The 23,927-nt window shown below is 64.8% G+C and carries 25 protein-coding genes and 4 pseudogenes; 20 read left to right on the forward strand and 9 right to left on the reverse strand.

Annotated elements, in window-relative coordinates:
* The 6 genes and pseudogenes from gudD to AC1RWI_RS33275 form a co-directional block, all read right to left on the reverse strand.
* Positions 1-155, reverse strand: a pseudogene (gene gudD, locus AC1RWI_RS33250) (glucarate dehydratase); the annotation flags it as partial.
* A gap of 42 nt (positions 156-197) precedes the next feature.
* Positions 198-1,028, reverse strand: coding sequence for an amidohydrolase family protein (locus AC1RWI_RS33255; RefSeq protein ID WP_492870452.1), 831 nt, complete (start codon positions 1,026-1,028; stop codon positions 198-200).
* Between the two features lie 9 nt (positions 1,029-1,037).
* Positions 1,038-2,063 carry a hydroxyacid dehydrogenase gene (locus AC1RWI_RS33260; RefSeq protein WP_492870453.1) on the reverse strand — a complete coding sequence of 342 codons (1,026 nt, stop codon included), beginning with the start codon at positions 2,061-2,063 and terminating at the stop codon, positions 1,038-1,040.
* The gene (locus AC1RWI_RS33265) at positions 2,060-3,160 is read right to left on the reverse strand and encodes a LacI family DNA-binding transcriptional regulator (RefSeq protein WP_052494588.1); all 1,101 of its coding nucleotides are present in this window, start codon (positions 3,158-3,160) and stop codon (positions 2,060-2,062) included. Before AC1RWI_RS33265 ends, AC1RWI_RS33260 begins: the two co-directional genes overlap by 4 nt.
* A gap of 19 nt (positions 3,161-3,179) precedes the next feature.
* A complete protein-coding gene (locus AC1RWI_RS33270; protein ID WP_492870460.1) occupies positions 3,180-4,961 on the reverse strand; it encodes a TRAP transporter large permease in 1,782 nt (593 codons plus the stop codon).
* A gap of 113 nt (positions 4,962-5,074) precedes the next feature.
* A complete protein-coding gene (locus tag AC1RWI_RS33275; RefSeq protein WP_043346411.1) occupies positions 5,075-6,106 on the reverse strand; it encodes a TRAP transporter substrate-binding protein in 1,032 nt (343 codons plus the stop codon).
* On the opposite strand from AC1RWI_RS33275, the gene AC1RWI_RS33280 reads away from it, so the two are divergent.
* The 3 genes from AC1RWI_RS33280 (at position 6,101) to AC1RWI_RS33290 (ending at position 7,162) form a co-directional block, all read left to right on the forward strand.
* Positions 6,101-6,502 carry a hypothetical protein gene (locus tag AC1RWI_RS33280; RefSeq protein WP_492870454.1) on the forward strand — a complete coding sequence of 134 codons (402 nt, stop codon included), beginning with the start codon at positions 6,101-6,103 and terminating at the stop codon, positions 6,500-6,502. The two genes, AC1RWI_RS33275 and AC1RWI_RS33280, sit on opposite strands and share 6 nt — an antisense overlap.
* A gap of 66 nt (positions 6,503-6,568) precedes the next feature.
* Positions 6,569-6,847, forward strand: a complete 279-nt coding sequence (locus AC1RWI_RS33285) for an amidohydrolase family protein (protein WP_236701895.1) — start codon at positions 6,569-6,571, stop codon at positions 6,845-6,847.
* On the forward strand, positions 6,848-7,162 hold the full coding sequence (locus AC1RWI_RS33290) for an amidohydrolase family protein (protein WP_492870455.1): 315 nt from the start codon (positions 6,848-6,850) through the stop codon (positions 7,160-7,162).
* 173 nt (positions 7,163-7,335) lie between these two features.
* Here AC1RWI_RS33290 and AC1RWI_RS33295 read toward each other — a convergent pair whose 3' ends face one another.
* Positions 7,336-7,689: a Rap1a/Tai family immunity protein gene (locus AC1RWI_RS33295; protein WP_492870461.1), complete on the reverse strand. Its 354-nt coding sequence runs from the start codon at positions 7,687-7,689 to the stop codon at positions 7,336-7,338.
* 27 nt (positions 7,690-7,716) lie between these two features.
* Here AC1RWI_RS33295 and AC1RWI_RS33300 point away from each other — a divergent pair, with 27 nt between their 5' ends.
* From AC1RWI_RS33300 to AC1RWI_RS33350, 11 genes and pseudogenes are all read left to right on the forward strand, one after another.
* On the forward strand, positions 7,717-8,322 hold the full coding sequence (locus AC1RWI_RS33300) for a TetR/AcrR family transcriptional regulator (RefSeq protein ID WP_043346407.1): 606 nt from the start codon (positions 7,717-7,719) through the stop codon (positions 8,320-8,322).
* Positions 8,323-8,435: 113 nt separating this feature from the next.
* The gene (locus tag AC1RWI_RS33305; RefSeq protein WP_043346404.1) at positions 8,436-9,434 is read left to right on the forward strand and encodes an NADP-dependent oxidoreductase; all 999 of its coding nucleotides are present in this window, start codon (positions 8,436-8,438) and stop codon (positions 9,432-9,434) included.
* A gap of 81 nt (positions 9,435-9,515) precedes the next feature.
* Positions 9,516-10,220, forward strand: coding sequence for an SDR family oxidoreductase (locus AC1RWI_RS33310; RefSeq protein ID WP_043346401.1), 705 nt, complete (start codon positions 9,516-9,518; stop codon positions 10,218-10,220).
* A gap of 38 nt (positions 10,221-10,258) precedes the next feature.
* Entirely contained in the window at positions 10,259-11,335 is a 1,077-nt protein-coding gene (locus tag AC1RWI_RS33315) for an alkene reductase (RefSeq protein WP_492870456.1), read from the forward strand.
* 131 nt (positions 11,336-11,466) lie between these two features.
* A complete protein-coding gene (locus AC1RWI_RS33320) occupies positions 11,467-12,318 on the forward strand; it encodes an alpha/beta fold hydrolase (protein ID WP_492870462.1) in 852 nt (283 codons plus the stop codon).
* Between the two features lie 39 nt (positions 12,319-12,357).
* Positions 12,358-13,203: an alpha/beta fold hydrolase gene (locus tag AC1RWI_RS33325; RefSeq protein WP_043346393.1), complete on the forward strand. Its 846-nt coding sequence runs from the start codon at positions 12,358-12,360 to the stop codon at positions 13,201-13,203.
* A gap of 54 nt (positions 13,204-13,257) precedes the next feature.
* Positions 13,258-13,656 carry a helicase gene (locus AC1RWI_RS33330; protein ID WP_492870457.1) on the forward strand — a complete coding sequence of 133 codons (399 nt, stop codon included), beginning with the start codon at positions 13,258-13,260 and terminating at the stop codon, positions 13,654-13,656.
* Between the two features lie 29 nt (positions 13,657-13,685).
* Positions 13,686-14,954, forward strand: a complete 1,269-nt coding sequence (locus AC1RWI_RS33335) for an NADH:flavin oxidoreductase/NADH oxidase family protein (RefSeq protein ID WP_043346389.1) — start codon at positions 13,686-13,688, stop codon at positions 14,952-14,954.
* A 44-nt stretch (positions 14,955-14,998) separates the two neighbouring features.
* A complete protein-coding gene (gene acuI, locus AC1RWI_RS33340; RefSeq protein WP_043346387.1) occupies positions 14,999-15,985 on the forward strand; it encodes an acrylyl-CoA reductase (NADPH) in 987 nt (328 codons plus the stop codon).
* Between the two features lie 54 nt (positions 15,986-16,039).
* Positions 16,040-17,224, forward strand: a complete 1,185-nt coding sequence (locus tag AC1RWI_RS33345; RefSeq protein ID WP_043346384.1) for an acetyl-CoA C-acetyltransferase — start codon at positions 16,040-16,042, stop codon at positions 17,222-17,224.
* Between the two features lie 251 nt (positions 17,225-17,475).
* Positions 17,476-18,196: pseudogene (locus tag AC1RWI_RS33350) on the forward strand (IS6 family transposase).
* Positions 18,197-18,628: 432 nt separating this feature from the next.
* On the opposite strand, the gene AC1RWI_RS33355 reads toward AC1RWI_RS33350, so the two are convergent.
* On the reverse strand, positions 18,629-19,855 hold the full coding sequence (locus tag AC1RWI_RS33355; protein ID WP_492870458.1) for a tyrosine-type recombinase/integrase: 1,227 nt from the start codon (positions 19,853-19,855) through the stop codon (positions 18,629-18,631).
* 143 nt (positions 19,856-19,998) lie between these two features.
* Here AC1RWI_RS33355 and AC1RWI_RS33360 point away from each other — a divergent pair, with 143 nt between their 5' ends.
* From AC1RWI_RS33360 to AC1RWI_RS33385, 6 genes and pseudogenes are all read left to right on the forward strand, one after another.
* The gene (locus AC1RWI_RS33360; protein ID WP_043346352.1) at positions 19,999-21,066 is read left to right on the forward strand and encodes a DNA-binding protein; all 1,068 of its coding nucleotides are present in this window, start codon (positions 19,999-20,001) and stop codon (positions 21,064-21,066) included.
* A 294-nt stretch (positions 21,067-21,360) separates the two neighbouring features.
* Complete coding sequence (locus AC1RWI_RS33365) at positions 21,361-21,801, forward strand: Hsp20/alpha crystallin family protein (RefSeq protein WP_043346346.1); 441 nt, start codon at positions 21,361-21,363, stop codon at positions 21,799-21,801.
* 15 nt (positions 21,802-21,816) lie between these two features.
* Positions 21,817-22,224, forward strand: coding sequence for an Hsp20/alpha crystallin family protein (locus AC1RWI_RS33370; RefSeq protein WP_492870459.1), 408 nt, complete (start codon positions 21,817-21,819; stop codon positions 22,222-22,224).
* 203 nt (positions 22,225-22,427) lie between these two features.
* A complete protein-coding gene (locus tag AC1RWI_RS33375) occupies positions 22,428-22,619 on the forward strand; it encodes a hypothetical protein (RefSeq protein ID WP_201777361.1) in 192 nt (63 codons plus the stop codon).
* A gap of 265 nt (positions 22,620-22,884) precedes the next feature.
* On the forward strand, positions 22,885-23,268 hold the full coding sequence (locus tag AC1RWI_RS33380) for a hypothetical protein (protein ID WP_043351860.1): 384 nt from the start codon (positions 22,885-22,887) through the stop codon (positions 23,266-23,268).
* An 18-nt stretch (positions 23,269-23,286) separates the two neighbouring features.
* A pseudogene (locus AC1RWI_RS33385) lies at positions 23,287-23,643 on the forward strand (IS5/IS1182 family transposase); the annotation flags it as partial.
* 10 nt (positions 23,644-23,653) lie between these two features.
* Here the strand turns inward: AC1RWI_RS33385 and AC1RWI_RS33390 are convergent.
* Positions 23,654-23,845, reverse strand: a pseudogene (locus AC1RWI_RS33390) (IS6 family transposase); the annotation flags it as partial.
* Between the last annotated feature and the right edge of the window lie 82 nt (positions 23,846-23,927).

Consider the following 23,927-nt stretch of genomic DNA (forward strand, 5'->3'; position numbering starts at 1 on the left):
TCTTTCAGGATGACGATATTGCGGGTGAAGAACGGACCGTGCGCCCCGGACAGGTTCATCAGCATGCTGTCGTGGCCAGCCACCGGCACGACGGTAAGTTCGGTGACCACGGGCGTCAGGCCGATGGAAGCGCTATGTGTTTGAGTGGGATTCATGATCTCTGAGACTAATGCGGGAAAGAACGTCGGGTTGATCAATCAGGCGGCAGGAAAGCCATAGACTTCGGCCGGATTAGCGACCAGTACCCTGCGTTTCACGGCTTCGGTTTCCATGCAATCGAAAGCCCAATCAAGCAGGTCCTTATCGCCTGGGCAAGGATTGATGTTCAAGTGGGGCCAGTTGCTCGCCCACAGGCAGCGCTCGGGGTAATCCCTTGCCAAGGTTCGGGCAAGGCCAGCCGCATCCTCATAGCCGGGTGGTCCCTTACGGGCGCTCTCGTATGGCGCCGACAATTTGATCCAGCAATGCCCCTGCTCCAGTAGCCGGCGCAACGACAGGAAGGCTTCATCCTGCACCGTCACGGGCCCCAGGAACTTGCCGATGTGATCGATGACGAGGCGGCCCGGCAACTTGCCGAGCGTGGCTTCGCGATGGGGCAACTCGCGACCGTCTAGCTGCAGGTTGATGTTCCAGCCCAAAGGAGCAACGCGCGCGGCCAGCGTCTCCAGGTTGTCCCACGGCAACAAGCCGCCCGGCAGCATCATGTAGCGCACGCCGCGGATGCCGGCGCGATGCAAGCTCTGCAGTTCCACATCCGCAACGTCCTGCCGGACCACGGCAATCCCCCTGGCATTCGCGCCGAGCTGCTCGATTGCCGCAAGCGTGCAGCGATTGTCGAAGCCGTATCCAGTTGGCTGCACCACCACCGCGCGAGACAACCCGAGTGTGGCCTGTACCTCCTGATAGCACGCAGCGGGCGCAGGCGGCGGCGTTGACGTTGCGGTTGGCGCCAGCGGGTAGGCGTCGTCGAAGACATGGATGTGGCAGTCGCAGGCATCCGGATAAGCGAGCGTGGCATGTTTTTGCATGAGCAGCCTTTACCTTGCTTCCGCACTTTCGAGGCCAGTCAAGTGGATACCCCAGCGCTGAAGCCGGGTGGCGCGTGCGGCGTTGACTGCGCCATCGGGCAGGCGGCCTTGTACCAGGGCGCGGAGTTGCTCGACCGTCTCGAGCGCCTGGTGTTCTGTAGCCGCTAGAGTTAACCCGCCGATGTGCGGCGTGGCAATCACGTTCGGATGGCGCGCCAGTCCGAGCACCGGCATCTGGTCGGGCGCGCGGCCGACATCTAGTGCACAGCCGCCCAGATGACCGGATTCCAGCGCGTGCAGCAGCGCCGGCTCGTCGACCAGCTCACCGCGCGACGCATTGATGAAGTACGCGTCAGGCTTCATCGCCGCGAAAGCTTGCGCGTTCATCATGTTCTCGGTTTCCGCATTGGCGGGGGCCACGCAGACCACGAAATCCGCCTCCGCCAGCAACTGCGGCAATGGAACCTGCCGCAGTGCAGGCTGTGCAGGGATTTTCCCCGGCGTGGTCACCAGGATGCGCATGCCGAATGCCTGCGCCAGCTCGCACAGGTAGCGTCCGATCTGCCCGTAGCCAATCACTCCCAACACCGAGCCCCGCAGTTCGCGGCCCATCACCGGGGCGGGAGGCTGGCCGCGGTGGTAAGCCGCTGCGTAGCGGCTGGTGCCGCGCGCCAGGTCCACCATTGCCCCGATTGCCCATTCGGAGACCGCGGGCATGAAGCCTGCGCTAGCCTGCGTGATCAGCACGCCGTGCCGGCTCGCCGCCGGTACGTCGATGGTGCTGATGTCAACGGCGCAACGGATAAATGCTGCCAGTGCGGGAAGGCCAGCGAACAACGCCTCCGGCCCCGGGGTCTGCCGGTATGCAATCAGTGCATCGCAGCCGTGTGCCGCGGCGATAAGCTCCGGCGTGGAAAGCTCCCGCGCCTCGGTGTTCAACCGGACCTCGGCGAATGCCTGCAGCGCAGTGATGGCTTGGTTACCGAAATAGTGCCGTAGCTTGTCGGTGGGGTGGCTAACGAAAACGGTTTTCATGGATTGCGTGTGGCTGATGGTTGTTGGGGCGCACCGGGCCCGCCTTCCTGCGGCGGCGGCGCCACGGATTCGCGTTCGATCAGGCGGGTTGGCGGGAAAATCGCTTCGCAGCCGGTGGCTTCGACCTCCGTATTGGCGTCGCGCCGGCGCAGCGCCCGCTCAACCATGGCGCGGGCCATTTCGGGAACCGGCAGTTCCACCGTGGTCAACATCGGATTGGACAGTGCCGACAGGAAGTGCCCGTCGATGCCGACCACCGAAACATCGCGCGGCACCTGCAGGCCGGTTTCGCGCAGGCCGGCCATCAGCCCGAGCGCCAGCAGGTCATTCACGGCGACGACGCCGGTCGGTCGTGCGGGGGCGTTCGCGATCTGCAACGCCAGTGCGTAGCCGACCTCGGCGATGACTGAATCGCCGTAGTCTTCCAGCGGACCGCTGTCAAATACATGGGCGCCGGCCTGGATGCCGGCGTGTTCAGCCGCGGCAAGGAATCCCCTGATCTTGTTGCTGCGGCTCATCGTCATGCCGGACACAGTCGCGAAGGCGAGGCGTGTGTGTCCGTATCGGATGAGATGTTCGGTCGCCAGCCGCGCGGCCTCGAAGTTGTCCGGCGTGACATGCTCGATCAGCGACGGCTGCCCGAGGGTCGCCGGGCGGTCGTAGCTCACCACCGTCATGCCGCGTTCGACGGCCAGCTCGATGTGCCGCTCGTCGCTCAAGGAGGAGATGACGATAACGTGTCTGACACCGTGCGCAAGCAGGTCTTCGAAAAAGGAAGCTTCCCTGTCGCTCGTGCGATGGGTACTGCCAATCACCAGCCGGTATCCGAACCGCTCTTGCGCGATGGCTTCGATCTCGCGGGCGATGTAGCTATACATCGGATTGGCCATTGAGGGGACCAGCAGGCCGAGTAGCGGCGTCTGCCCGGTCTTGAGCTGCCGCGCCAGCTTATTGGGCCGGAACTGCAGCATCTTGATAGCATGCTCGACGCGCGCAAGCGTATCTGCCCGCATCTGGTCGGTCCTGCCATTGAGTACATTTGAGACCGTGCTCACGGACACGCCGGCATGGCGTGCGACGTCTTGAATGGTGGTCACGCGAATATCCTTGAGGCGGCTACATCCCGAGCCGGTTCGGAAGCCACAGGGAAAACGCGGGCACGAGAATCAGCAACACCAGTGCAACCAGCAGTACGGCCAGGTATTTCAGCATGGGACGAGCGACGTCCTTGACCTGGGTACCGGTGATGGCGCACGTGGCGAACAATCCGAGGCCGACGGGGGGCGCAAACAGCCCCAGGCCCATCGCAATCACCATGACGGTGCCGAAGTGTAGCGGGTTGACGCCCAATTGCTGCGCAATCGGCGTCAGCAATGGTCCGAAAATGATCAGGGCCGGCGCGCCCTCCAGCACGGCCCCGAATACCATCATGAGCAGGGCCGACAGCATGATGAACATGACGCTGCCATACTGCGCCGCGAAGGCGGTCATCGTGCCGGACATGAGTTGCGGAATCTGCTCAATGGTCAGCGCGAACGATACGCTCGACGCCGCTGCCACGATGAACAGGATGCCGCCCGCCATCGACGCGGAACGCACGAACAACCGTGCCACCGAACGCAGGTTGAGCTCGCGGAACGCCAGGCCACCGACTACCAGCGCATAAACCACCGCAAATGCCGATACCTCGGTCGACGTGGCGATACCGGAGGTCACGCCCTTGCCGATCATGCCGACCATGATGAGCGCCACCAGCGCGCCGCCAAGCAGGGGCCACAGCGGTGTGCGGTGCTCGAATGCCTCGTCGGGATTAATCTTGCGACCCACGATGACGGCGAGGACAGCCAGAGACAGTGCCATTACCGCGGCCGGCACGAGCCCGGCCATGAACAGACCTGCAATGGAGATATTGGCTACGAAGCCCATCAGGATCAGGTTGATGCACGGCGGAATCGTCTCCGCCATGACGGCGCTGCAGGCCAGCAGCCCCGCCGCCTCGCCAGGATCCTGCCGGGTGCGCCGCACTGCGGGCATGACGATACCGCCTACCGCCGCCACATCGGCCAGCTTGGACCCGGACACGCCTGAGAAGAACGCGGTGGCGATGATGGTGATCAGGCCAAGCCCGCCGCGCACGCGGCCAAAGACGCGCAGCAATAGCTCGATCAGGCGTGACGACATGCCATTCGCCTCCATTAGCAGGCCGGCCAGCACGAAAAACGGAATGGCTAGCAACACGAAGTGATCGGTTCCCGCCATCACTTGCTGAGAGTAGACCAGCATCGGCAGCGACGGGTCAGCCAGGAAGTACAGCAGCGCTGCAAATGCCAGCACAAAGCCGATCGGCACGCCGAGCACCAGAGCACCGATAAAGCCAATGGCGAGCAGCGCGCCTCGCGAGATTGCATGTTCCGGCACCAACACGTTCCAGGCGGTGACGGCCGCAGCCAGTACCGCGCACGTCACGAATGCGCGCCACACCACGCCGCGCGAACCACTTACCGCGTTGGCCAGCGCGAACAGTGTCATGAAGGCACTCCCGAACACTACGGGATAGACATAGAGCCACTGCGGCAAGCCGATGGACGTGGTCTGGTCATAGCTATCCACCAGTAGAAGAACCGATGACTCCAGCAGGCTTGCCGATACGCCGGCAACGATCCAGTGGCCGGCCTGGATCAGCAGCGGTTGCCAGCGCACGGGCAGCAGCCCGCGGAAAAGGTCGATGCCGACGTGCTGGGACCGCGCCAACACGGTGGCGGCACCGAAGAACACGAGCACGACCATCAGGGCGCGAGCAATTTCCTCGGCCCAGTCGACGGGATCGTGCAGGAAATAGCGGTACACGACTGAGAGGAAGACGATCAATACGTCGAGAGCCAGGACCGCGCCGGACATGTACTCGAGTGACCGGGTCAGCCACGCCAGCCAGCGCCCGGCCTCATTGTCCTGGTGGAATCCCAGTACGTCGGTCCGCGTCGTTTCCGAGTTTGCAATGGAAGCGCTATGGTTCACGACTCACCTCTTGCTGCGTTGATCGCCGAGAAAAGGGGGGCCGTCGCCGGATACTGCTTGGCGAAGCCAGCCCAGAGGGTGTTCTCCATCTGCTTGCGGACGGCAACGCGCTCGGCGGGGGCCATCGGGAAGAAGGTCACACCCTTGCGCTTCAGTTCCTGGACCACCACCGAGCCGTTACTCTGGGCGATCACGCGTTCCTGGGCCGTTGCGTCCGCCACGGCCTTCAGGAAGGCCGGGCGCAGGCTCGCGGGAATCTTGTCCATGCCGCGCCGGCCGATGACTACCACCATCGGACTGAACAAGTGCTCGCTCAACCAGCAAAACTTGACGACCTCATTCAGCTTGCTGGCCAGCACGGTTGCGGCATCGTGCTCGAAACCGTCGACCACGCCAGTCTGTGCGGCCATATATAGCTCGCCAAACGGAATCGGCGTCGGGATCGCGCCCATCAGCTTGAACGTCTCGATGAAGGAAGGGGTGGGCAACACGCGCAGCTTGACCCCCCGGATATCGGCCAATGACTTGACAGCGCGCTTGGTATAGACGCTGCGCGCGCCGAAATGCGATGCCCAGGTCAGGATGGTGCAGTCCGAACGCTTCCGGAGCAGTTGGTTCAGGCTCGCGCCCGCTGCCCCATCGAGCACTCTCGCCACGTGGTTGTAGCTGTCGAACAGATAACCCAGATCCAGCATGCCAAGCTCGGGGGCAATCGTCGCCCAGATCGAAGAGCCGGTCACCATCATGTCGATGGACCCGACCTTGACCTGCTGGACGACGTCGCTCTCCTTGCCCAGTTGATTATTGGGAAAGTAATCCACTCGGATGCTATCGCCGACGTTTGCCTTCAGATTGGCGGCAAAACGTTGATACCAGACGTAGTGCGCGGCGTTTTGGTCTGCCAGCATGGACGAAGAAAAGCGCAAGGTGATTGGCGCTTGGGCCCGCAGGACCGAGGGAAACCCAACTGCACCTGCTGTGATCGTTGAGGCACTCAATAAGAACTGGCGGCGCGAAAGTGGATGCATCTTTTGTCTCCTACTGTGGTCAATTTTTGTACTGTATCGGTTTACTATATCGATTCAGTAGATGAATTGCATCAGGGTTTTCACGGAGCAAATGAAGTGACCGGGCTGTTGCCGCGTTCCGCCCCCGCCCATCGCCACACCTGGCAAAGCTGCGTTAGGCACCGCTACGCGGACATCGATCCGCAGATTTATTTCGCCGAGATGTTGGGGGCCAAGGGCGCTGCCTTCCGGCCGGAGGACGTCTACATCGCCACGATGCTGGTACCCGCGGCGCGTTCGCGCACGGCTGGCCGCTGGTCGACGGAGCCTCATGGATGTTCGACAGTCAGCGAGGCCACCTCGAGGATATCCGGCGCCTGCGCGAGCGCAATTTCTCTTCCGATGACCAGTTGCTGACGCTTGCTATGGCAGGGCGCGGCCCGGAAATGGCGTGCCGCAATGTCTGGCTGGCCAACCTGCGCCTTGGGCGCCTACGCCCGCAATGCTGCCGTTAAGGGCATTGCGCAGATGCACGATGCGGGCGTGCAGGGCGACGATCTGACGTTCGTGCATTGCTGCTGTTCCAGCCAGGAAGAGATCGCGATGATGGCTGACGCCAGCGTCAGCGCATCGCTCGGCGTGCATTGCGAGCTGAACGCACAGGGCATCGGCATCCCGCTCAACCGCATGCTCGCCGCCGGCATCCGGCCCAGCCTGAGCGGGGATACAGAGACGAAGTGTTCGGGCGACATGTTCACGTAGATGCGCCGCGCCTTTGTCTATTACCGATCGTGGATGGGCGGCAATCACTCGCGCGTGGCGAATGCCCCCACGACCATCTCGATGCAGGATGTGCTGGAATTCGCCCCGGTGGCCGGGGCCAGGGAAAATGGCCTGGACCACAAGGTCGGCTCACTGACGCCGGGAAAGCAGGCCGACATCACCACGGTCCTGCCGACTCGCTTACGGAAGTTGTTGTGGCGACCCGGGAGTGTTCGACCCATGAAGCCGGAGTACCGCAAGGCGTTGGCGCGGGCCTACTTTGAGCATGGCCTGGGATGCAGGCGCCTTGGCTAGTCACGGACACCGGCTTGAGCCCGTACCACGATCACAAGACAGTCGCTGCGACAAGGCGGGAAGGGTTGTCGTTTCCCGTTGGTCGCCGATCGCGGGCACCAGTTGGACATCGGCCCAGAGATTTAGGGGCGTGTAAGGGCGTCGCACACGCTCAATTGACACCTTCGCGAGCCTCAGGCGGTGACAACTTTAATTCGCTGTGTGCAAGTTATTGATTTCATTGGTGTTACGTCGGGTCGCATTGCCGTTTCAACGCGGATTGACGACATTGCTTCGGAAACGGTGACAACTTTACTTTGGTCTACGTCGGCGTCGGCCTTCTCCCTCAAGTACCACACCACCTTCTGCACCACGTCGTTGCTGCTCGTGCCCTTCGGGATGCACACGCGCACACGGCCGATCTGCTCGTTCTGCAAGGTGCTGGCCACGCCCGTGATGAAGCCCTCGCAGTGGGCGCGATCCGTTTGGTGTTGGCTCGTGCAAAGCTCGTAGAGCTGGCTGGGCCCTGACGGAGTCCTCCCGTTCAGCCCTTGCTTCGTCCGCTCGAATCACGTATGATGACCATCATGCGAAAATCACCCATCAACGTCCGAGCCGCCGCCAAGGAGGCCTCCCACGAGCGCATCGTGCAGGCTGCTGCACGCGCCATCCGTCGCAGCGGCTACGACGGCACGGGTGTAGCCGACATCATGAAGGACGCGGGCCTGACGCATGGCGCCTTCTACGCCCACTTCGAGTCCCGCGAGGCCATGTTGGCCGAGGCGGTGGACCGCGCCGGCGCCGAGTCCAACGGCTTCGGGGCCCGTGTCATTGCCGCTGTGCCGGCAGAGCAGGCTTTCCAGGCCTTGATACAGGCCTACCTCTCCAAGGAGCACCTCGCGGGCATCGAGACGGGCTGCCCCGTGGCTGCCCTCGGTTCCGAGATGCCCCGTCAGGCGCCTGAAGTGCGTCGGGCGGCCACGCGCCGTATCAAGGAAATGATCGATCTGGTTGCGCGTCAGTCGCCGGATTGGGGGCAGCCAGGAGTCCACGAACGCGCCTTAGTGACCGTGGCCACCATGGTGGGCACCTTGATGCTGGCTCGCGCCGTCGATGATGCTGCGTTGTCGGACTCGCTGTGCAGTGCCGCATTGAAGCGGCTGGCACCCTCTGACGCGTGACTGCACCGTCCCTGCCTTTTTTTGACATTACGTATGACAATCATCATACCAAACGCCACATCCACCGCTGCCGCTGGGCGTGTCCGTGAATCTGGCAGCAACAAGGAAAAACAATGAAAGCCTTCATCGTTGATCGCTACGGCAAGAAGCCACTGCGGGCCGGCGACGTGCCTGAGCCGGAACTGCGTGACGACGAGGTGTTGATCCAGGTCCACGCGGCCGCCGTCAACCTGTTCGACGCCAAGGTTCGAAACGGCGAGGTCAAGCTCATCCTGCCGTACCGCACACCGTTCGTGCTCGGGCACGACGTGGCCGGCGTGGTGGTTCGCGTCGGCCCCCGCGTGAGCCAATTCAAGGTGGGCGACGAGGTCTACGCCAGGCCCCGTGACCTGCGCATCGGGACCTTTGCAGAACTCGTTGCGGTCCATGAAGACACCGTGGCGCTCAAGCCCAGGAACATCAGCATGGAGGAGGCCGCCTCCATCCCCTTGATCGGTTTGACGGCATGGCAGGCGCTGGTCGAAAGGACCAGGCTCCGCAAGGGTCAGAAGGTCTTCATCCAGGCAGGCTCCGGCGGCGTCGGAACATTCGCGATCCAGCTGGCCAAGCACCTGGGCGCCACGGTGGCCACCACCACCAGCACAGCCAATATCGCGCTGGTGAAGAGCCTGGGTGCCGATGTCGTCATCGACTACAAGAAGGAAGCGTTCGAAGAGCAGCTGCGCGACTACGACGTGGTGCTGAACAGCCAGGACGAAAAGACATTGAAGAAGTCCCTGGGCGTGGTCAAGCCTGACGGTCATGTCGTGTCCATTACGTCGCCGCCCGACCTGCAGTTTGGCAAGGACGTCAAGGCTCCGTGGCTGGTTAGGCAGGTCTTCAGAGCGCTGGGCTTCAGCGTTCGCCGGCAAGCCCAGCGCCTCAGGGTCAACTACAGCTTTCTGTTCATGAAAGGCAACGGAAGCCAGCTGCGGCAGATCGCGCAGCTCATCGAGTCGGGCGCCATCCGCCCGGTGGTCGACAAGGTCTTCCCGTTCGAAGCCACCAACGAAGCCCTGGCCTATGTCGAGAGCGGCCGCGCCAAGGGCAAGGTTGTCATCAAGGTTCGTTGAACCGTTCCTTCTGACCGTCATTGCACGCTTTCACAGTTGACGGTCGTCATATTCCCCACCATCCGGCCCTTGGAGATCTCCATGAACATTGCAAACTCCGTCGTCCTCGTCACGGGTGCCAACCGCGGCATCGGGCTGGCATTTGCGCGCGAACTGCTTGCGCGCGGTGCCCGCAAGGTCTACGCCGCCGCACGCAACCCTGCCACCGTCACGCTGCCGGGCGTGCAGGCCCTGCGGCTTGATGTCACCAAGCCCGAAGAGATCGCGGCCGCAGCAGGGGTGGCTGCCGACGTGAACCTGGTGATCAACAACGCCGGGATTGCCCAGGTCGGCGGCTTTCTCGCTGGGGACAGCGACGCAGTGACCCGCCGCATCTTCGAGACGAACTTCTTCGGCGTGCTGAACGTGAGCAAGGCCTTCGCACCCGTGTTGAAGGCCAATGGCGGTGGCGCATTGATCAACGTGCTGTCGGTGGCGTCCTGGATCAACGGCGGCGAGCTGGCCGCCTACTCGGCGAGCAAGGCAGCGGCGTGGTCCTTGACCAATGCCTTGCGCCACGAGCTGGCTGGCCAGAAGACCCAGGTGCTGGGCCTGCACATGGCCGCGGTCGACACCGACCTCACGCGCGGCTTCGAGGTTCCGAAGACCAGCGCCGAAGAGATCGTTCAGCGTGCACTCGACGGCCTGGCCGCGGGCGCCGACGAGGTGCTGGCCGACGCGCTCACCCAGCAGGTCTGGCAAGGATTGACAGCGCCGCGCCCGGCCTATCTTCCCCAGGCCCAGTGAACCGACGCTGTTAATCCGACACCGACAGAAGGCCCGACATGCTCTTCACCGCACTCTCCGAACCCTCCCTGCCGCTGCGCAACCGCATCGTGATGGCGCCCATGACGCGGCACCGCGCCGTGGAGCGCAACACGCCGAACGCCCTGATGGCCTCGTACTACGGCCAGCGTGCAGCGGCCGGCCTGATCGTCACCGAGGGAACCTCGCCATCGCCCAATGGGCTGGGCTACCCGCGTATTCCGGGCCTGTTCAACCAAGCCCATGTGCAGGGATGGAAGCAGGTGACGGAGGCCGTTCACGCTCAGGGCGGCAAGATCTTCGTGCAGCTCATGCACACCGGCCGCGTAACTCATGTTGACAACCTGCCGGCCGGCGCTGAGGTTGTAGGGCCGATGGCAGAAGTCTGCCCCGGGGATATGTTCACCGACACCGGGGGGCCCCAGCCGCACAGCGCGCCGCGCGCCATGACCGCTGACGACATCACCCACGCGGTGGCGGCGTACGCGCGGTCGGCACAACTGGCCATCGAGGCGGGGTTCGACGGCGTCGAGCTGCATGCGGCCAACGGCTACCTGATCGAGCAATTCCTGAACGCCAACGTGAACCGGCGTACCGATGGGTATGGGGACGGTCTTAAGGGCCGCAACCGTTTCGCGCTGGAAGTGGTTCGCGCCACTGTGGCCGCCATTGGCGCAGACCGCGTAGGTATTCGCCTATCGCCCTACGGCGTGTTGAACGGCACGGGCGCCTACTCCGATGTCGAAGCCCAATATCTGGCGCTCGCCGAGGAGTTGTCGCAGCTGGGCATTTTGTACGTCCACCTGCTGGACCATTCCGCCTTGGGGGCACCACCCGTGCCCGCCGAGCTGAAGCTGCGCCTGCGCGCGGCGTTCAAGGGAGTGTTCATCCTGGCCGGTGGCTTTGACCGGGCCAGTGCCGAGCGTGCGCTCGAGGCGGGCCAGGCGGACCTGATCGCCTTTGCCCGCCCCTTCATCGCCAACCCCGATCTGGTGGCACGCATGCAGACGGAGGCACCGCTCAACCCCTTGGACATGGCGACGTTCTACACGCCCGGCCCCAAGGGCTACACCGACTACCCCGCGCTCAACGCCTGACCTGCAGACCCACCATGAAACGCCTGCTCAGCACTTTCGCCCTGGGGCTCGCCCTGTCAACGACCCTGCACCCGCTCACGGCTGGGGCGGCGGAACCCGCCGCAGCGGGCGCGGCCCAAGGCCAGCCGTTGATGGCTCAGAAGTCCGAGCTTTCCTGGAAGACCGTCCCGACCCAGACCATAACGGCAGGTGGCGTGGACTACACCTACCGCGAGATGGGCCAGCAACACGGCGGGACACCGGTCGTGTTCCTGGTGCACCTCGCCGCCGTTCTGGACAACTGGGACCCACGGGTCATGGACGGTATCGCGGCCAAGCACCACGTGATCGCATTCAACAACCGCGGCATCGGCTCCAGCAGCGGCTCGCCGGCCAATTCGATCGAACAGATGGCCGACGACGCCATCAGCTTCATCAAGGCCAAGGGCTTCCAGCAGGTGGACCTGCTGGGCTTCTCGATGGGCGGCATGGTCGCCCAGGAAGTCGTGCTCAAGGAGCCGCAACTCGTCCGCAAGTTGGTCCTGGCCGGCACCGGCCCGGCCGGCGGCGAAGGCATCAGCTCCGTGGCGGGGGTGACCTTCTACGACATGCTGCGCGGCTTCTTCACGGGCCAGGATCCGAAGCAGTTCCTCTTCTTCACGCGCACTCCCAACGGCATCGAGGCCGGCAAGGCCTTCCTGGCGCGCCTGAACGAGCGCACCGAGAACCGTGACAAGGAGATCTCGAACAGCGCCTTCTTCGCCCAGCTGGGGGCGCTGCGCGCTTGGGGCAACAAGGCCCCGGCCGATCTCTCGGTGGTCAAGCAGCCGGTACTGGTGGTCAACGGCGACGACGACCGCATGGTGCCCACCATCAACACGCACGACCTGGCGAAGCGGCTGCTGAACAGCCAGCTGATTATCTACCCGGATGCCGGGCATGGCGGCGCATTTCAGTTCCACGACGAGTTCGTGCGCAGCACGCTGGAGTTTCTGGCCCGCTGAGCGGTGCCGGAACACGCCCGCCATCACCAGGACTCCTCCATGAGCCCCACCCATCTCACCGCCGCCACCCGCTTTGTCGAAGTGGGTGGCGACCGGTTCGCCTACCGCCGCTGGGGGAATGCCGCGACGGACCAGCCGCCGCTGTTCTTCCTCCAGCACTTCCGCGGTGGCATGGACCACTGGGACCCCCTGATGACCGACGGCCTGGCTGCCGGGCGCGAGGTGATCCTGTTCAACGGGCGAGGTATCGCGTCGTCCACCGGCGCGCCGCGCACCCGGATCGAGGACATGGCCGATGACGCGGCGGCGGCGATACGCGCTCTGGGGCTGCGCCAAGTGGATGTGCTGGGCTTCTCGCTGGGCGGCTTCCAGGCCCTGGACCTGACCTGGCGCCATCCCGAGCTGGTGCGCAAGCTGATGCTGCTGGGCACCGGGCCGCGCGGCGGCGACCCGGAACTGGAGCAGCGCGTGCTGAGCACCGCCGTCAACCCGGTGCCCACCCTCGACGACTTTGCGTACCTGTTTTTTGGCCGCTCGGCGCAGGCCCAGCAGGCCGCGCGAGACTTCTGGGCGCGGCGCCACCAGCGGGTGGACCAGGACCCGCCGTCTTCCCCGGAGGTTGCTAGCGCGCAGATCGAGGCCAACCTGCACTACCTGCCCAGGGTGCAGGAAGACGACCCCTTTGCCTACCTGCGCGGCATCCGGCAGCCCACCTTCATCCTCAATGGCGTGAACGACGTGATGGTGGCCACCGTCAACTCGTTCTACATGGCGCGCAACCTGCCCAACGCGCAGTTGTTCATCTATCCCGACGCCGGCCACGCCGCGCAGTTCCAGTGCCCGCAGCGGTTCCTGCAACACGCGGTGCAGTTCCTGGCCGAGTGACGCCTGCCACTCCGTCGCCAGACCGCACCGCTCCACTTCTGAAGATCGCCTGCCATGCTCAAGTTCAAGTTCCTGCTGTGGGTCTTCGCCCAGTTGCTGCAGCGAAAGATTCGCAGCGACGCTGATTGCGCGCGCTATGTCGGCGCCAAGCAACTGGTCTTCCAGATCCGCACGGCCTCGGGCGCCGGCCGCACCTACGTGATCCAGGACGGTGCCGTGCGCTCCTTCGCCGGCCTGAGCGGCAATCCCAGCTTCACGCTGAGCTTTGCGACGCCGGCCAAAGGTTTCGAGATCCTGTCGGCCAAGGACGCACAGCCGGCCTTCGTGCGCGGCGTGGGCAGCAAGGACCTGGCAATCAGCGGCGACTTCCGCGAAGTGCTGTGGTTCCAGGGGCTGACCTCGTTCCTGCAGCCGCCCAGGGTCATCGCGGCCTGGGACCGCAGCCCGTTCTGAACCCGCGGTTCACACACAGAGACAACTCCATGCCCAGCACATCCACTGCCGCCCCCCGCCTGCTGGCCCAACCGCTGACATTGCCCAACGGTACGGTCCTGCGCAACCGGCTGGCCAAAGCCGCCATGAGCGAGACGCTCGGCACCTACGACAACCGGCCCACGCCGGCACTCGTCGCCCTCTACCAGCGCTGGGCGGCATCGGGCCTGGGCCTGATCCTGACCGGCAACGTGATGGTCGACCGGCGAGCCCTGGGCGAGCCTGGCAACGTCGCCATCGAAGACGAGTCGGACCTGGGTCTGCTCGCGCAATGGGCGCAGGCCGCCACCGGCCGCGGAGTCGCGATCTGGGCGCAGCTCAACCACCCGGGCAAACAATCGACCAAGGGGCTGAACGCCTACAACATCGCCCCCTCGGCTGTGCCGTTCCGGGAGGACATGGCCGCCTTCTTCGAGACCCCGCGCGAAGCGACGCAGGAAGAGATCGAAGACGTGATCCGGCGCTTCGGGCGCAGCGCCGCGGTTTGCAAGAAGGCCGGCTTCAGCGGCGTGGAGATCCACGGTGCCCATGGCTACCTGGTCAACCAGTTCCTCTCGCCCCGGCACAACCTGCGCGATGACGAATGGGGCGGCACGCCGGAGAAGCGCCGGCGCTTCGTGTTGGCGGTCTATGCCGAGGTTCGCCGCCAGGTCGGCCCCGGGTTCCCGGTGGGCATCAAGCTCAACTCGGCGGACTTCCAGCGCGGCGGCTTTACCGAAGAGGAGTCGCTGGACGCCATCCGCGCCTTGGCCGAGGCGGGCATCGACCTGATCGAGATCTCGGGCGGCACCTACGAAGCGCCCGCGATGAACGGCGCCAACCACGATCCGAAGAGTGCGTCGACGGCGTCGCGCGAGGCCTATTTCCTGAGCTTCGCCGAGAAGGTGCGTGCCGCGGTGGATGTGCCGCTGATGGTGACCGGCGGCTTCCGCAGCGCCGCCGGCATGGAGGGTGCCCTGGCCTCCGGCGCACTGGACATCGTCGGCCTGGCGCGGCTGCTGGCCATCGACCCCGATGCGCCGGCCGCCTTGCTGCAAGGGCGCGACAGCTCGCAGCAGGTTCGTGCCATCAAGACCGGCCTGAAGGCGGTCGACCGCTTGGGAATCATGGAGGTGCTCTGGTACGAGCGCCAGCTCAAGCGCATCGCCAGAGGCGCCGAGCCACGGCCCGGCGAAAGCGGCCTGGCGGCCTTCCTGAAGTCGGCATTGGCCAGCGGCTGGGGGACCTACCGCACGCGACGCTTGCGCGCGAGCAATTGATCGACGACGTGACATTCGATGACCAAGGACGCAAGGAGACGACGATGACATTCAGAGCACTGTTGGCCACCAAGACGGGTGATGCCATTTCCACCGACCTCGTGGACTTTGACGAGGACCACCTGATGCCGGGCGAGGTCACCGTCGCGATCGACTATTCGACGGTGAACTACAAGGATGCGATGGCGATCAGCGGCCGCGCGCCGGTGATCCGCCAGTTCCCCTTGATTCCGGGCATCGACTTCGCCGGTGTCGTCGAAGCATCGACGCACGCGGGATTCGCCGTGGGCGATCGGGTGGTCGCCAATGGCTGGGGCCTGAGCCAGACCCACCATGGCGGCTTCGCGCAAAAGGCACGCGTCAGCGGCGACTGGCTGGTCAAGCTGCCTGACGTGTTCTCGACGCGCGATGCCATGGCCGTCGGCACGGCGGGGTACACCGCCATGTTGTCCGTCCTTGCGCTCGAGCATGCGGGCGTTTCACCGGACAAGGGCGAGATCCTGGTGACCGGGGCCGGCGGTGGCGCCGGCTCGATTGCCATTGCCTTGCTGTCCAGGCTGGGTTACCGGGTGGTCGCCTCCACCGGGCGGCTGGACGAGGCGGACTACCTGCACGCGCTGGGGGCGGCCGAGGTCATCGACCGGCGCACGCTCTCCGAGCCGGGCGCGCCGATCGGCAAGGAGCGCTGGGCCGGCGCCATCGACTCGGTGGGCAGCCACACGCTGGCCAATGTCCTGGCGCAGACCCGCTACCGCGGCGCCGTGGCGGCCTTCGGGCTGGCGCAGGGCACCGACCTGCCGGGCTCGGTGCTGCCCTTCATCCTGCGCAACGTGACGCTGGCCGGCATCGATTCGGTCAACGCGCCGCAGGACGTACGGCTGCAGGCGTGGGCGCGTCTGGCCACCGATCTGGATCTGGGCAAGCTCGCGCGCGCTACGCAGGTTGTCGCGTTGGCCGACGTGCCTGGCCTGGCAGGGCCGGTGCTTCAAGGCCAGGTACGCGGCCGCACGGTGGTGGACGTCAACGCATGAAGGCAGCCCCACCGTGCTGCACAACTTCACCTCATCTCACGACAAGGAGTTTCCATGAGCAAGCCTGAAATCGTCCTCTGTGCGCCAGTGCGCACACCCATCGGTGCCTTTGGCGGTGCGCTGAAGGAGACCCCTGCCACCGCACTGGGCGCAGCGGTGGTGCGCGAGACCCTCCGTCGTGCCGGGCTGCCTGCCGAGGCTGTCGACACCGTGGTGCTGGGCCAGGTGATCCAGGCAGGCGCCAGGATGAACCCGGCGCGTCAAGCCGCCATCGGCGGCGGCCTGCCCGTGCAAGTGCCTGCATTGACCGTCAACCGGGTCTGCGGATCGGGCGCACAGGCCATCGCCAGCGCGGCGCTGGAGGTGACATCGGGCTACGCCAAGGCGGTGATCGCAGGCGGCATGGAGAGCATGGACCAGGCACCGTATCTGATCCCTGGCGCACGCTGGGGACAGCGCATGGGGGACGCGGCGATGCTCGACAGCCTGCTGCGCGACGGTCTCAACGACGCCTTCAGCGGGCAGCACTCGGGCTGGCATACCGAAGACCTGGTGAGCCAGCACCGCATCAGCCGCGAAGATCAGGACCGCTGGGCAGCGCGCTCGCAGCAGCGATTCAGTGCTGCGCAGGCGGCGGGCAAGTTCGGCGAGGAGATCGTGGCGATCGAGCTGGCGGGCCGCAAGGGGCCGGTGCGATTCGATCGCGACGAAGCAAATCGCCCGGACACGACCGTCGCAACGCTGGCCAAGCTCAAGCCGGCTTTTCGCAAGGACGGCAGCATCACCGCCGGCAACGCGCCCGGGCTCAACAGCGGCGCGGCCGCGATGATCGTCGCGGAGCGTGGATTCGCCGAGAAGCAAGGCTTGCAGCCCTGGGCCCGACTGGTCTCGCACGGTGTGGCGGCGGTCGAGCCGGGCCTGTTCGGCATCGGACCCGTGCCGGCGGTCAAGCTGGCCCTGGAGCGAGCAGGCTGGAAGCACAGTGACATCGAGCGCATCGAGATCAACGAGGCCTTTGCGGCAATTGCGCTGGCCTGCCTGCGCGAGATGGGCCTGCCGGAAGACATCGTCAACGTCGAAGGGGGCGCGATCGCCCACGGCCATGCGATCGGCGCCACGGGTGCCGTGCTGACCACGCGACTGCTGCATTCGATGCGGCGGGACCGGCTGAAGCGGGGCGTGGTGACCCTGTGCATCGGGGGCGGGCAAGGGATCGCACTTGCGCTGGAGGCGCTTTGACACGGAGCGGTGTACTTGGCGAAGTCGAGTGCGTGGTACGAGGAAGCGCATGCACGGGACGGCTTGCCTCGGCGCGCGACGCGCCATCGCGCTGACTCAGGACCGATCGCCACCGGCTTCGCAAGACGCCGATCCGGAAGTCTTTCAAACTCACTCTTCAAAGGAAAATCATGAGCAAGTATTTCAGGCTCTGGTGCGAATCGGCTGGGGAAGTGGGTTACGCTCGGACTTTTGATGAGCGCGAGCCCACGATGAGTACGTTGAGAGACATTGACTGGTTGTTCAACGGGCGGCACTTCGACCGCGAAGTCATTGTCCTGTGCGTGCGTTGGTACCTGCGCTAAAAGCTCAGTCTTCGGGACCTCGTTGAAATGATGGCCGAGCGCGGCCTGTCGCTGGCGCATAAGACCATCATGCGCTGGGTCAAACGCTTCACGCCGGAGTTCGTGAAGCGCTGGGATCGATTTGCAAGATCGGCCGGTCGTTCGTGGCGCGTCGACGAGACCTATGTGAAGATCCGCGGCAAATGGGCCTATCTCTACCGTGCCGTTGATCGAGCGGGGATGACGGTCGATTTCCGGCTCAGCGCCAAGCGCGATGTCGCGGCAGCCAAGGCCTTCCTCGCGAAGGCGATCAAGCGTCAGGGGGGGGGGCGCTCCCAACACCATCACGTTGGACGGCTACGCGGCGTCTCATCGCGCGGTGCGCGAAATGAAGACTGACCAGTTGCTGCCCGGAGACACGATGTCTCGATCATCGAAATACCTTAATAACCTGATCGAGCAGGATCATCACAATATCAAGTCCAGGGTCAATGCGATGCTCGGCTTCAAACGTTTCAGGAATGCGGCCGTTACGATCTCCGGCATCGAACTGATGCATCGCATTCGCAAAGGGCAGTTCGACATCACAATGCCGCGCTTCAAAGATGCCAGTGCGCCTGCCGTATGGAAGGCGGTTCTCTCGGCATGATGAGGTCACCGCGAACGCGCCGCCTCATCGCTCGCGGCCGAAGTTTGCACCAGGGCCGACGATGGTGTGATTGAGTTGGATGGCCATGTCGCGATCTCCGGGACGGGGTGTCAGCAAGCGCCAACGTGCGAGCCAGCGCGGTGCGGCCACCCGGCCGCCACCGCGCCACTCTCGCAGGGTACATGGATTTCGGCGCGCTGGGATGGGCAGGCGTCACCGGCCGGCCGCCATACGGCCAAAGTCTCCGCGATGCCGGCGCGGTTGGCGTGGCAGCGTGCATGTCATTGGCAGGAGGGTTTCTCCTGCTTCTCCCGGATGTTTTCGCACCGTGCTGTGCCTGCACCAGCTCCACGCCGCAGGCGCGAGGCGATGGGCTGCGGATAATTTCACGATCATGAAAGTACGCGGTACGGGAATTCACTCGGACACTGCTCACGCCTTGCTGGTCCAGCCAATACGATGCCGCTCCTGCGTCGCTTCGTGCCGCGCATCGTCCTCGGTATGCAGGTAAGCGCTGGTGGTCGAGATGGACGCGTGCCCAAAATTATCCCGTACAAAGCGCAGGTCTACCTGCCGGTCGGTCATATGCGACCCCGCCGTATGGCGCAGCCAGTGCGCCGACGCGCTGGCCAGCACCGTGGCACGGCTTTCCCACTCGGGGCCGCGCGCCCGCAGGTGCTCAGCCGCCAGCGCGAAGATCTCCTTGAGCACCAGGTGCAGCGCACCGCGCGATAACGGTTTCTCCTTGCCGATGATCGGCAGCACGATGGGGCGTTCCTCGCCAGGCAGCGGCGCCGGCGGCAGGCTGTGGGCGCTGCGATAGCGCGCCAGCTCCACCATCAGTTCATCGGTGGCCGGCACCAGCCGCGTCTTGCTGCCCTTGCCGGTGACCTCCAGCCACCAGCGCTCGACGCCCTCCCGGTCGCGCCGGCAAAAAAATGCCCCCATGCGCGTCTCGGCCACCTCGGCCGCCCGTAAGCCGCCCAGATACAGCACCGTGAAGAGCCAGCGGCAGCGCGCCGCGTGCAGGCGCTCGCGCTCGGTTGCACTGTCGCTCGTGCCCGGCATCGCCTCGATGGTGTCCTTGACCGTCTGCCACATGGCGTGGCTGAGGTAGCGCGTGATCCTGGGCTGGCTCTGGCCGCGCCGGCTGCGTGCCAGCGAGAGCGGGTTGCCGGCGAGGTAGCCGGCGTCGACCAGCCAGGCGAACAGCGCATTCAGGATCACCATGGTGTGGCGCGCGCTGGCCGGGGAGAGCGGCCCGGCGAAAGGGCGCCAGTCCGGATGGCTGCGCGCGAGTTTCTTGCGCGAGGCCATGACCCAGCGCCAGGCCGGCTGCGGGTCGGCCAGGAAGCGCTCGTAGAGCAGCAGGTCCTCGTGGGTGAGCGACGACAGCGGCTTGCCGTGCTGCATGACCGCCCATAGCAGCAAGCGCTCCGCCTCGCGCCGGTAGGTCTGCAGGGTGGCCGGGGTGTCGGTGTAGCGGGCCAGCCAGGCGGTGACGGCGGCGAGATCGTTGGCGGCGGCGATCTGCGGGGTGCCGCCGCGGGCGCGGTTGCTGCCGGCGGCGCCACCGAGGTCGGCGGGCAGGGCCAGGCGTTCGAGCGGGGTGGCGGGCAGGGCAGTGAAGGCAGTGTGGGCAAGCGGGAGGGGTTCCATCGTGGCACGCAAGGCGCGCAAGCTGATCTGGTCATTATTATAGACAGAAGCGCACTTATGTCTAAAGATTTATCTTTTTAGTTAACTATTTAACGTATTACGTAGTAATATATGACAAATTTACCGAACGTTCCACGTAGAACATGACCGCCAGCCCGCTCGATCACCCGCCGCCCCTGCCCAGCGACGCCGCCGCCGAGGCCCAGCTCGCCGCCGACATCGCCACGCTGCGTGCGCAGTTCCCCGACACCCGCGCGCTCTACCGCGAGGTCTGCGCCTTGCTGTTCTTCCGCTACGGCATCACGCCTACCGCCAACAAGCTCTATCAGTTGGTACGAAAGGGCAGCATGGGCACGCCCACCGAGGTGCTGGCGCAGTTCTGGCAAGACCTGCGCGGCAAGATGCGCGTGACCATCGACCAGCCCGGGCTGCCGGACGCGCTCAAGGCGATCGCGGCCAACGCCGTGCAGTCGATCTGGCAGGCCGCCAATGAGGCGGCCGCCGGCGAGCTGGCCGCCTTGCGGGCCGAAGCGCGGCTGCAGGCGAGCGAGGCGGAAGCGCAGCGCGACCAGGCGCGCGCCGCGGTGGTGGAGGCCGAGCAGGAGAAAGCGGCCGTACAGGCCGGGCTCGACGCCGCCCAGCGGGCCAGCGCGGCGCTACAGGGGGAGCTGGACGCCGAGCGCCAGGCCCACGCGGCCGCGCAGGCGCGCCAGGAGGAGGGCCGGCGTCAGATCGAGGCGCTGGAGCGGCAACTGGGCGAGATGCATACGCAGTTCTCGGCGGACCTGGAGCGCACCCGCGAGCAGGTCGCGGTGGCGCAGGAGCGCGCCAGCGCCACGGAGCGCCGCGCGCTGCGCGAGATCGACCAGGAACGCACGCTGCGCCAGAAGGGCGAGCAGGCGCTGGCGGATTTGCGCGCCGAACTGGCGGCCGGGCAGGCGAGGGCGCAGGAGGCCGCCGTGGCTGGCGCGGAGGCGCGGGCGCGGCTGCAGGCCGAGCGCGATACGCTCAGCCGGCAACTGGTGGAGGCAGAGCAGGCGCTCGGGCGCGGGCAAGCAGCCCAGGACGAGCTGCGGGCGGAACTGGAGATGGCAGTACGGCGCGCCGAGCGGGCCGATGCGCAAGCCAGCGCGACGCGCCGCATGGCGACCACCAGGCGCCAGGTGCCAGCGACCAAAACCAAGTTCAAGTTCAGGCCGGGGCCGGTCTGAGGAGAGGAGGGGGCGAGGATTTGTCCATGCCGCATGGCATCGAGGTTTCGGCCACGGAGTTTCACATGGTTCCATTACGAACCCCAACGGCGGATAGGCGCGGCCAGGACTCCTTCAAGAGGAAATTGAATGCCGCCCCCTTGAAAACCGGCGACAGATTGCCTAATTTAATCTCGCCCAGGCAGCCGCGATGTTGCGCGCTGCGTGTTTCTGTTTGTTTGCCAGCAGTTTGGCAGGCGAGTGGGAGCGCATAGGCCCGTTCGCCTCCTTGCTGCATCAAAGGAGGATACGATCATGAGTGATCTCTTTTTGGGGACCGACCTCTTCAGCGAGTTCGACCGCCTGCAGCGCCAGATGGCGAGCTTGTTCGGCGGCTTCCCGTCCAGCATCCGCTCCGAGCGATCCGGCGCGTTCCCTGCCGTCAACGTTGGCACCACGGAAGATTCGATCGAGATCGTCGCATTCGCTCCTGGCATCAAGCAAGACAACCTTGAGGTATCGATCGACAAGGGCTTGCTGACGATCAGCGGCGAACGCGAAGCCGCGCACTCGGAAAATGACGCCGAGGTACGGCCGTACGCGCAGGAGCGATTCGTCGGCCCCTTCCGGCGCATCGTCGAACTGCCACAGAATGCTGACCCCGACAAGGTACAGGCGCACTACGCCAACGGCTGCCTGTCGATCAGCATTGGCAAGCACGAATCCTCGAAGCCTCGGTCGGTCACTGTCCAGTAACGTGAGGAGAATGCCATGAGCGACACTACCCAAGTGGTTGAGCGCGGCCAAGGCGCGGTGGCGCAACGCCAGGAAGAGAGGCCGACGCGCAAGATCACGCTGCTTCCCGCTGTTGACATCTTCGAGGACAGCAACGGCGTCACCCTTTGGGCGGATCTGCCGGGGGTCACCAAGGACAGACTCAACGTGAGTGTCCATGATGGCACCCTGTGCATCGAGGCGGAAGCCGTGGTGCCGACCCCGGCCAACCTGCGAGTGCAACACGCGGAAATTCGCGAGCCGCACTTCGCCCGCGCGTTCGCCCTGAGTCCAGAGTTCGATACGTCGAAGATAGACGCGCACTTGCAGGATGGCGTGTTGAAGCTGACGATCCCGCGCCGAGACGAGGCACGGCCACGTCGCATCGCGGTTAGCGTCGGGTGAGTTCTGTCGTGCCATTCACGGGGTTGAAACGGCAGGGTGGCGTCCGGATGGGCGCCACCGTCGGCCCTTAGAAGACGCGGATGACCGTATCGGCGGCCTCACCACCAGGGTTGGGTCTAGCGGCGTCGCCGGTGGCCGGGCGCGGCCGGTCGTTGCCGGCGGTCATTCGTACCCGTCAACTGAGCATTCGGCAGGAGGGTAAGATGAAAACGGAACTGGGCAAATGGAACCCCTTCAAGTTCCTGCGGAAGACGACAAGTGACAAACAACCGATGGGGGATGCGTCCAACGTGCCCGCGCCGAGGCACGGCACGCCCGACTGGCCCGACGTTGCGCCTCCCCAAGACCGGTTCGTCGCGGTCTGCCGTAAGGACGATCGAAGTGAAGTGAGCTGATGTCTGCAATCCTGAGGCATCGTATGTATTTGCGCGAAGCGTGCTCCACGCAGGCGGGCAATCCTGGCGGCCGTGGAAGGGGGCGGCTGACGCGGAACGCCAGAGGCGGGCGCAGCCCCTTTGGCGCGCGCGGTGCTTGGGGCTGCACGCTATGGGCTTCCAATGGGGCTCATTGCAGCGGCGAACGAAGGCGCGACGTTGCGTTCTTGAAATCGCCGGACTCGCCCCTATTTTGGCGGCAATGTACTGTCGGATGGAGACTTCCATGGAGTTCAATTCTGAGTGGCTGACGCTGGGCAAGCATCGGGTGCAGCTCAAGTGCGTGCGCGGCTTCCCTACCGAGCGAACGCGGAGTGTGGCGGAGCTGGCCAAAATGGCCATTGAGAACAACCTGAGCGCGGGAGCCCGCTTGGTGGAGGTGACCGCAGAAGGCGAGAAGGCCTATGTGATCAGTGTCGGTACGACCTTCGCGAAAGACAGGGAGGCGGCGCCCCACCTGGAAGTGGCATTGGCCACAATGTTCGGCTTAGCGCCCGAGCAGGTCAACATAGACGTCGTCGTGGTCAGTCAAACGGAGGTGGATATGCACTTTGGCGTGTATGAGCGGATGCTGGCCGAAAAGCTTGGCGCCGTGCCACCAATCCAGTGAAGCTCGGTCCTGGCACCAGAGTTCGAACGGGTTATCGTTGATAGCACGGTCCAGGAGAAGGTCGTTGCCTATCCGACCGACAGCCCGCGGCTGGAAGTGGCGCGGGCCAAGGTGGTCCAACTAGCAAGACGCGCTGGCATCCGGCTCAAGCAGACCTTTACCAGGGAAGGCAAGTGGCTGCGATTTCGTGCGGGCGGTTATGCGCATGCCAAGCAGTTCAAACGGCTGAGTACATTGCTCACGCGTCAGCGCACCGTGCTCGGCCGTGTACTGCGTGATATCGAACGCACGATGGCGGCGCTCGCCGAGGATCAGCAAGAGCGTTTGCGTCCCTGGCCAGAACGCGCGCGACGCACTGCGCAGCAGCGTGCCAAGGGGGGTACAGATGAGCAAAGCCGGCGCCGAATTTGTCACACCAGCATCGAATGGTTTCGTAGGTCATGACCACGCCGCGCTCAAACAGCTACTCCTCGATGTCGCGCAAGCTCAGGTTGAAGCGGTAATACCAGCGCACCGCGTGACTGATGACCGCTGATGGAGACCGGTGGCCGTTGTATAGCGATTTGGTCTTTTTCATCGCAAGGGCCTGTCAGAGATTTTGTGTTTAGGGCATAACATGTCACCAAGGAGCATGTATGCCACGCAAGACCAAGACGAGC

Source organism: Cupriavidus sp. MPR-AND1C (genome assembly GCF_058809705.1).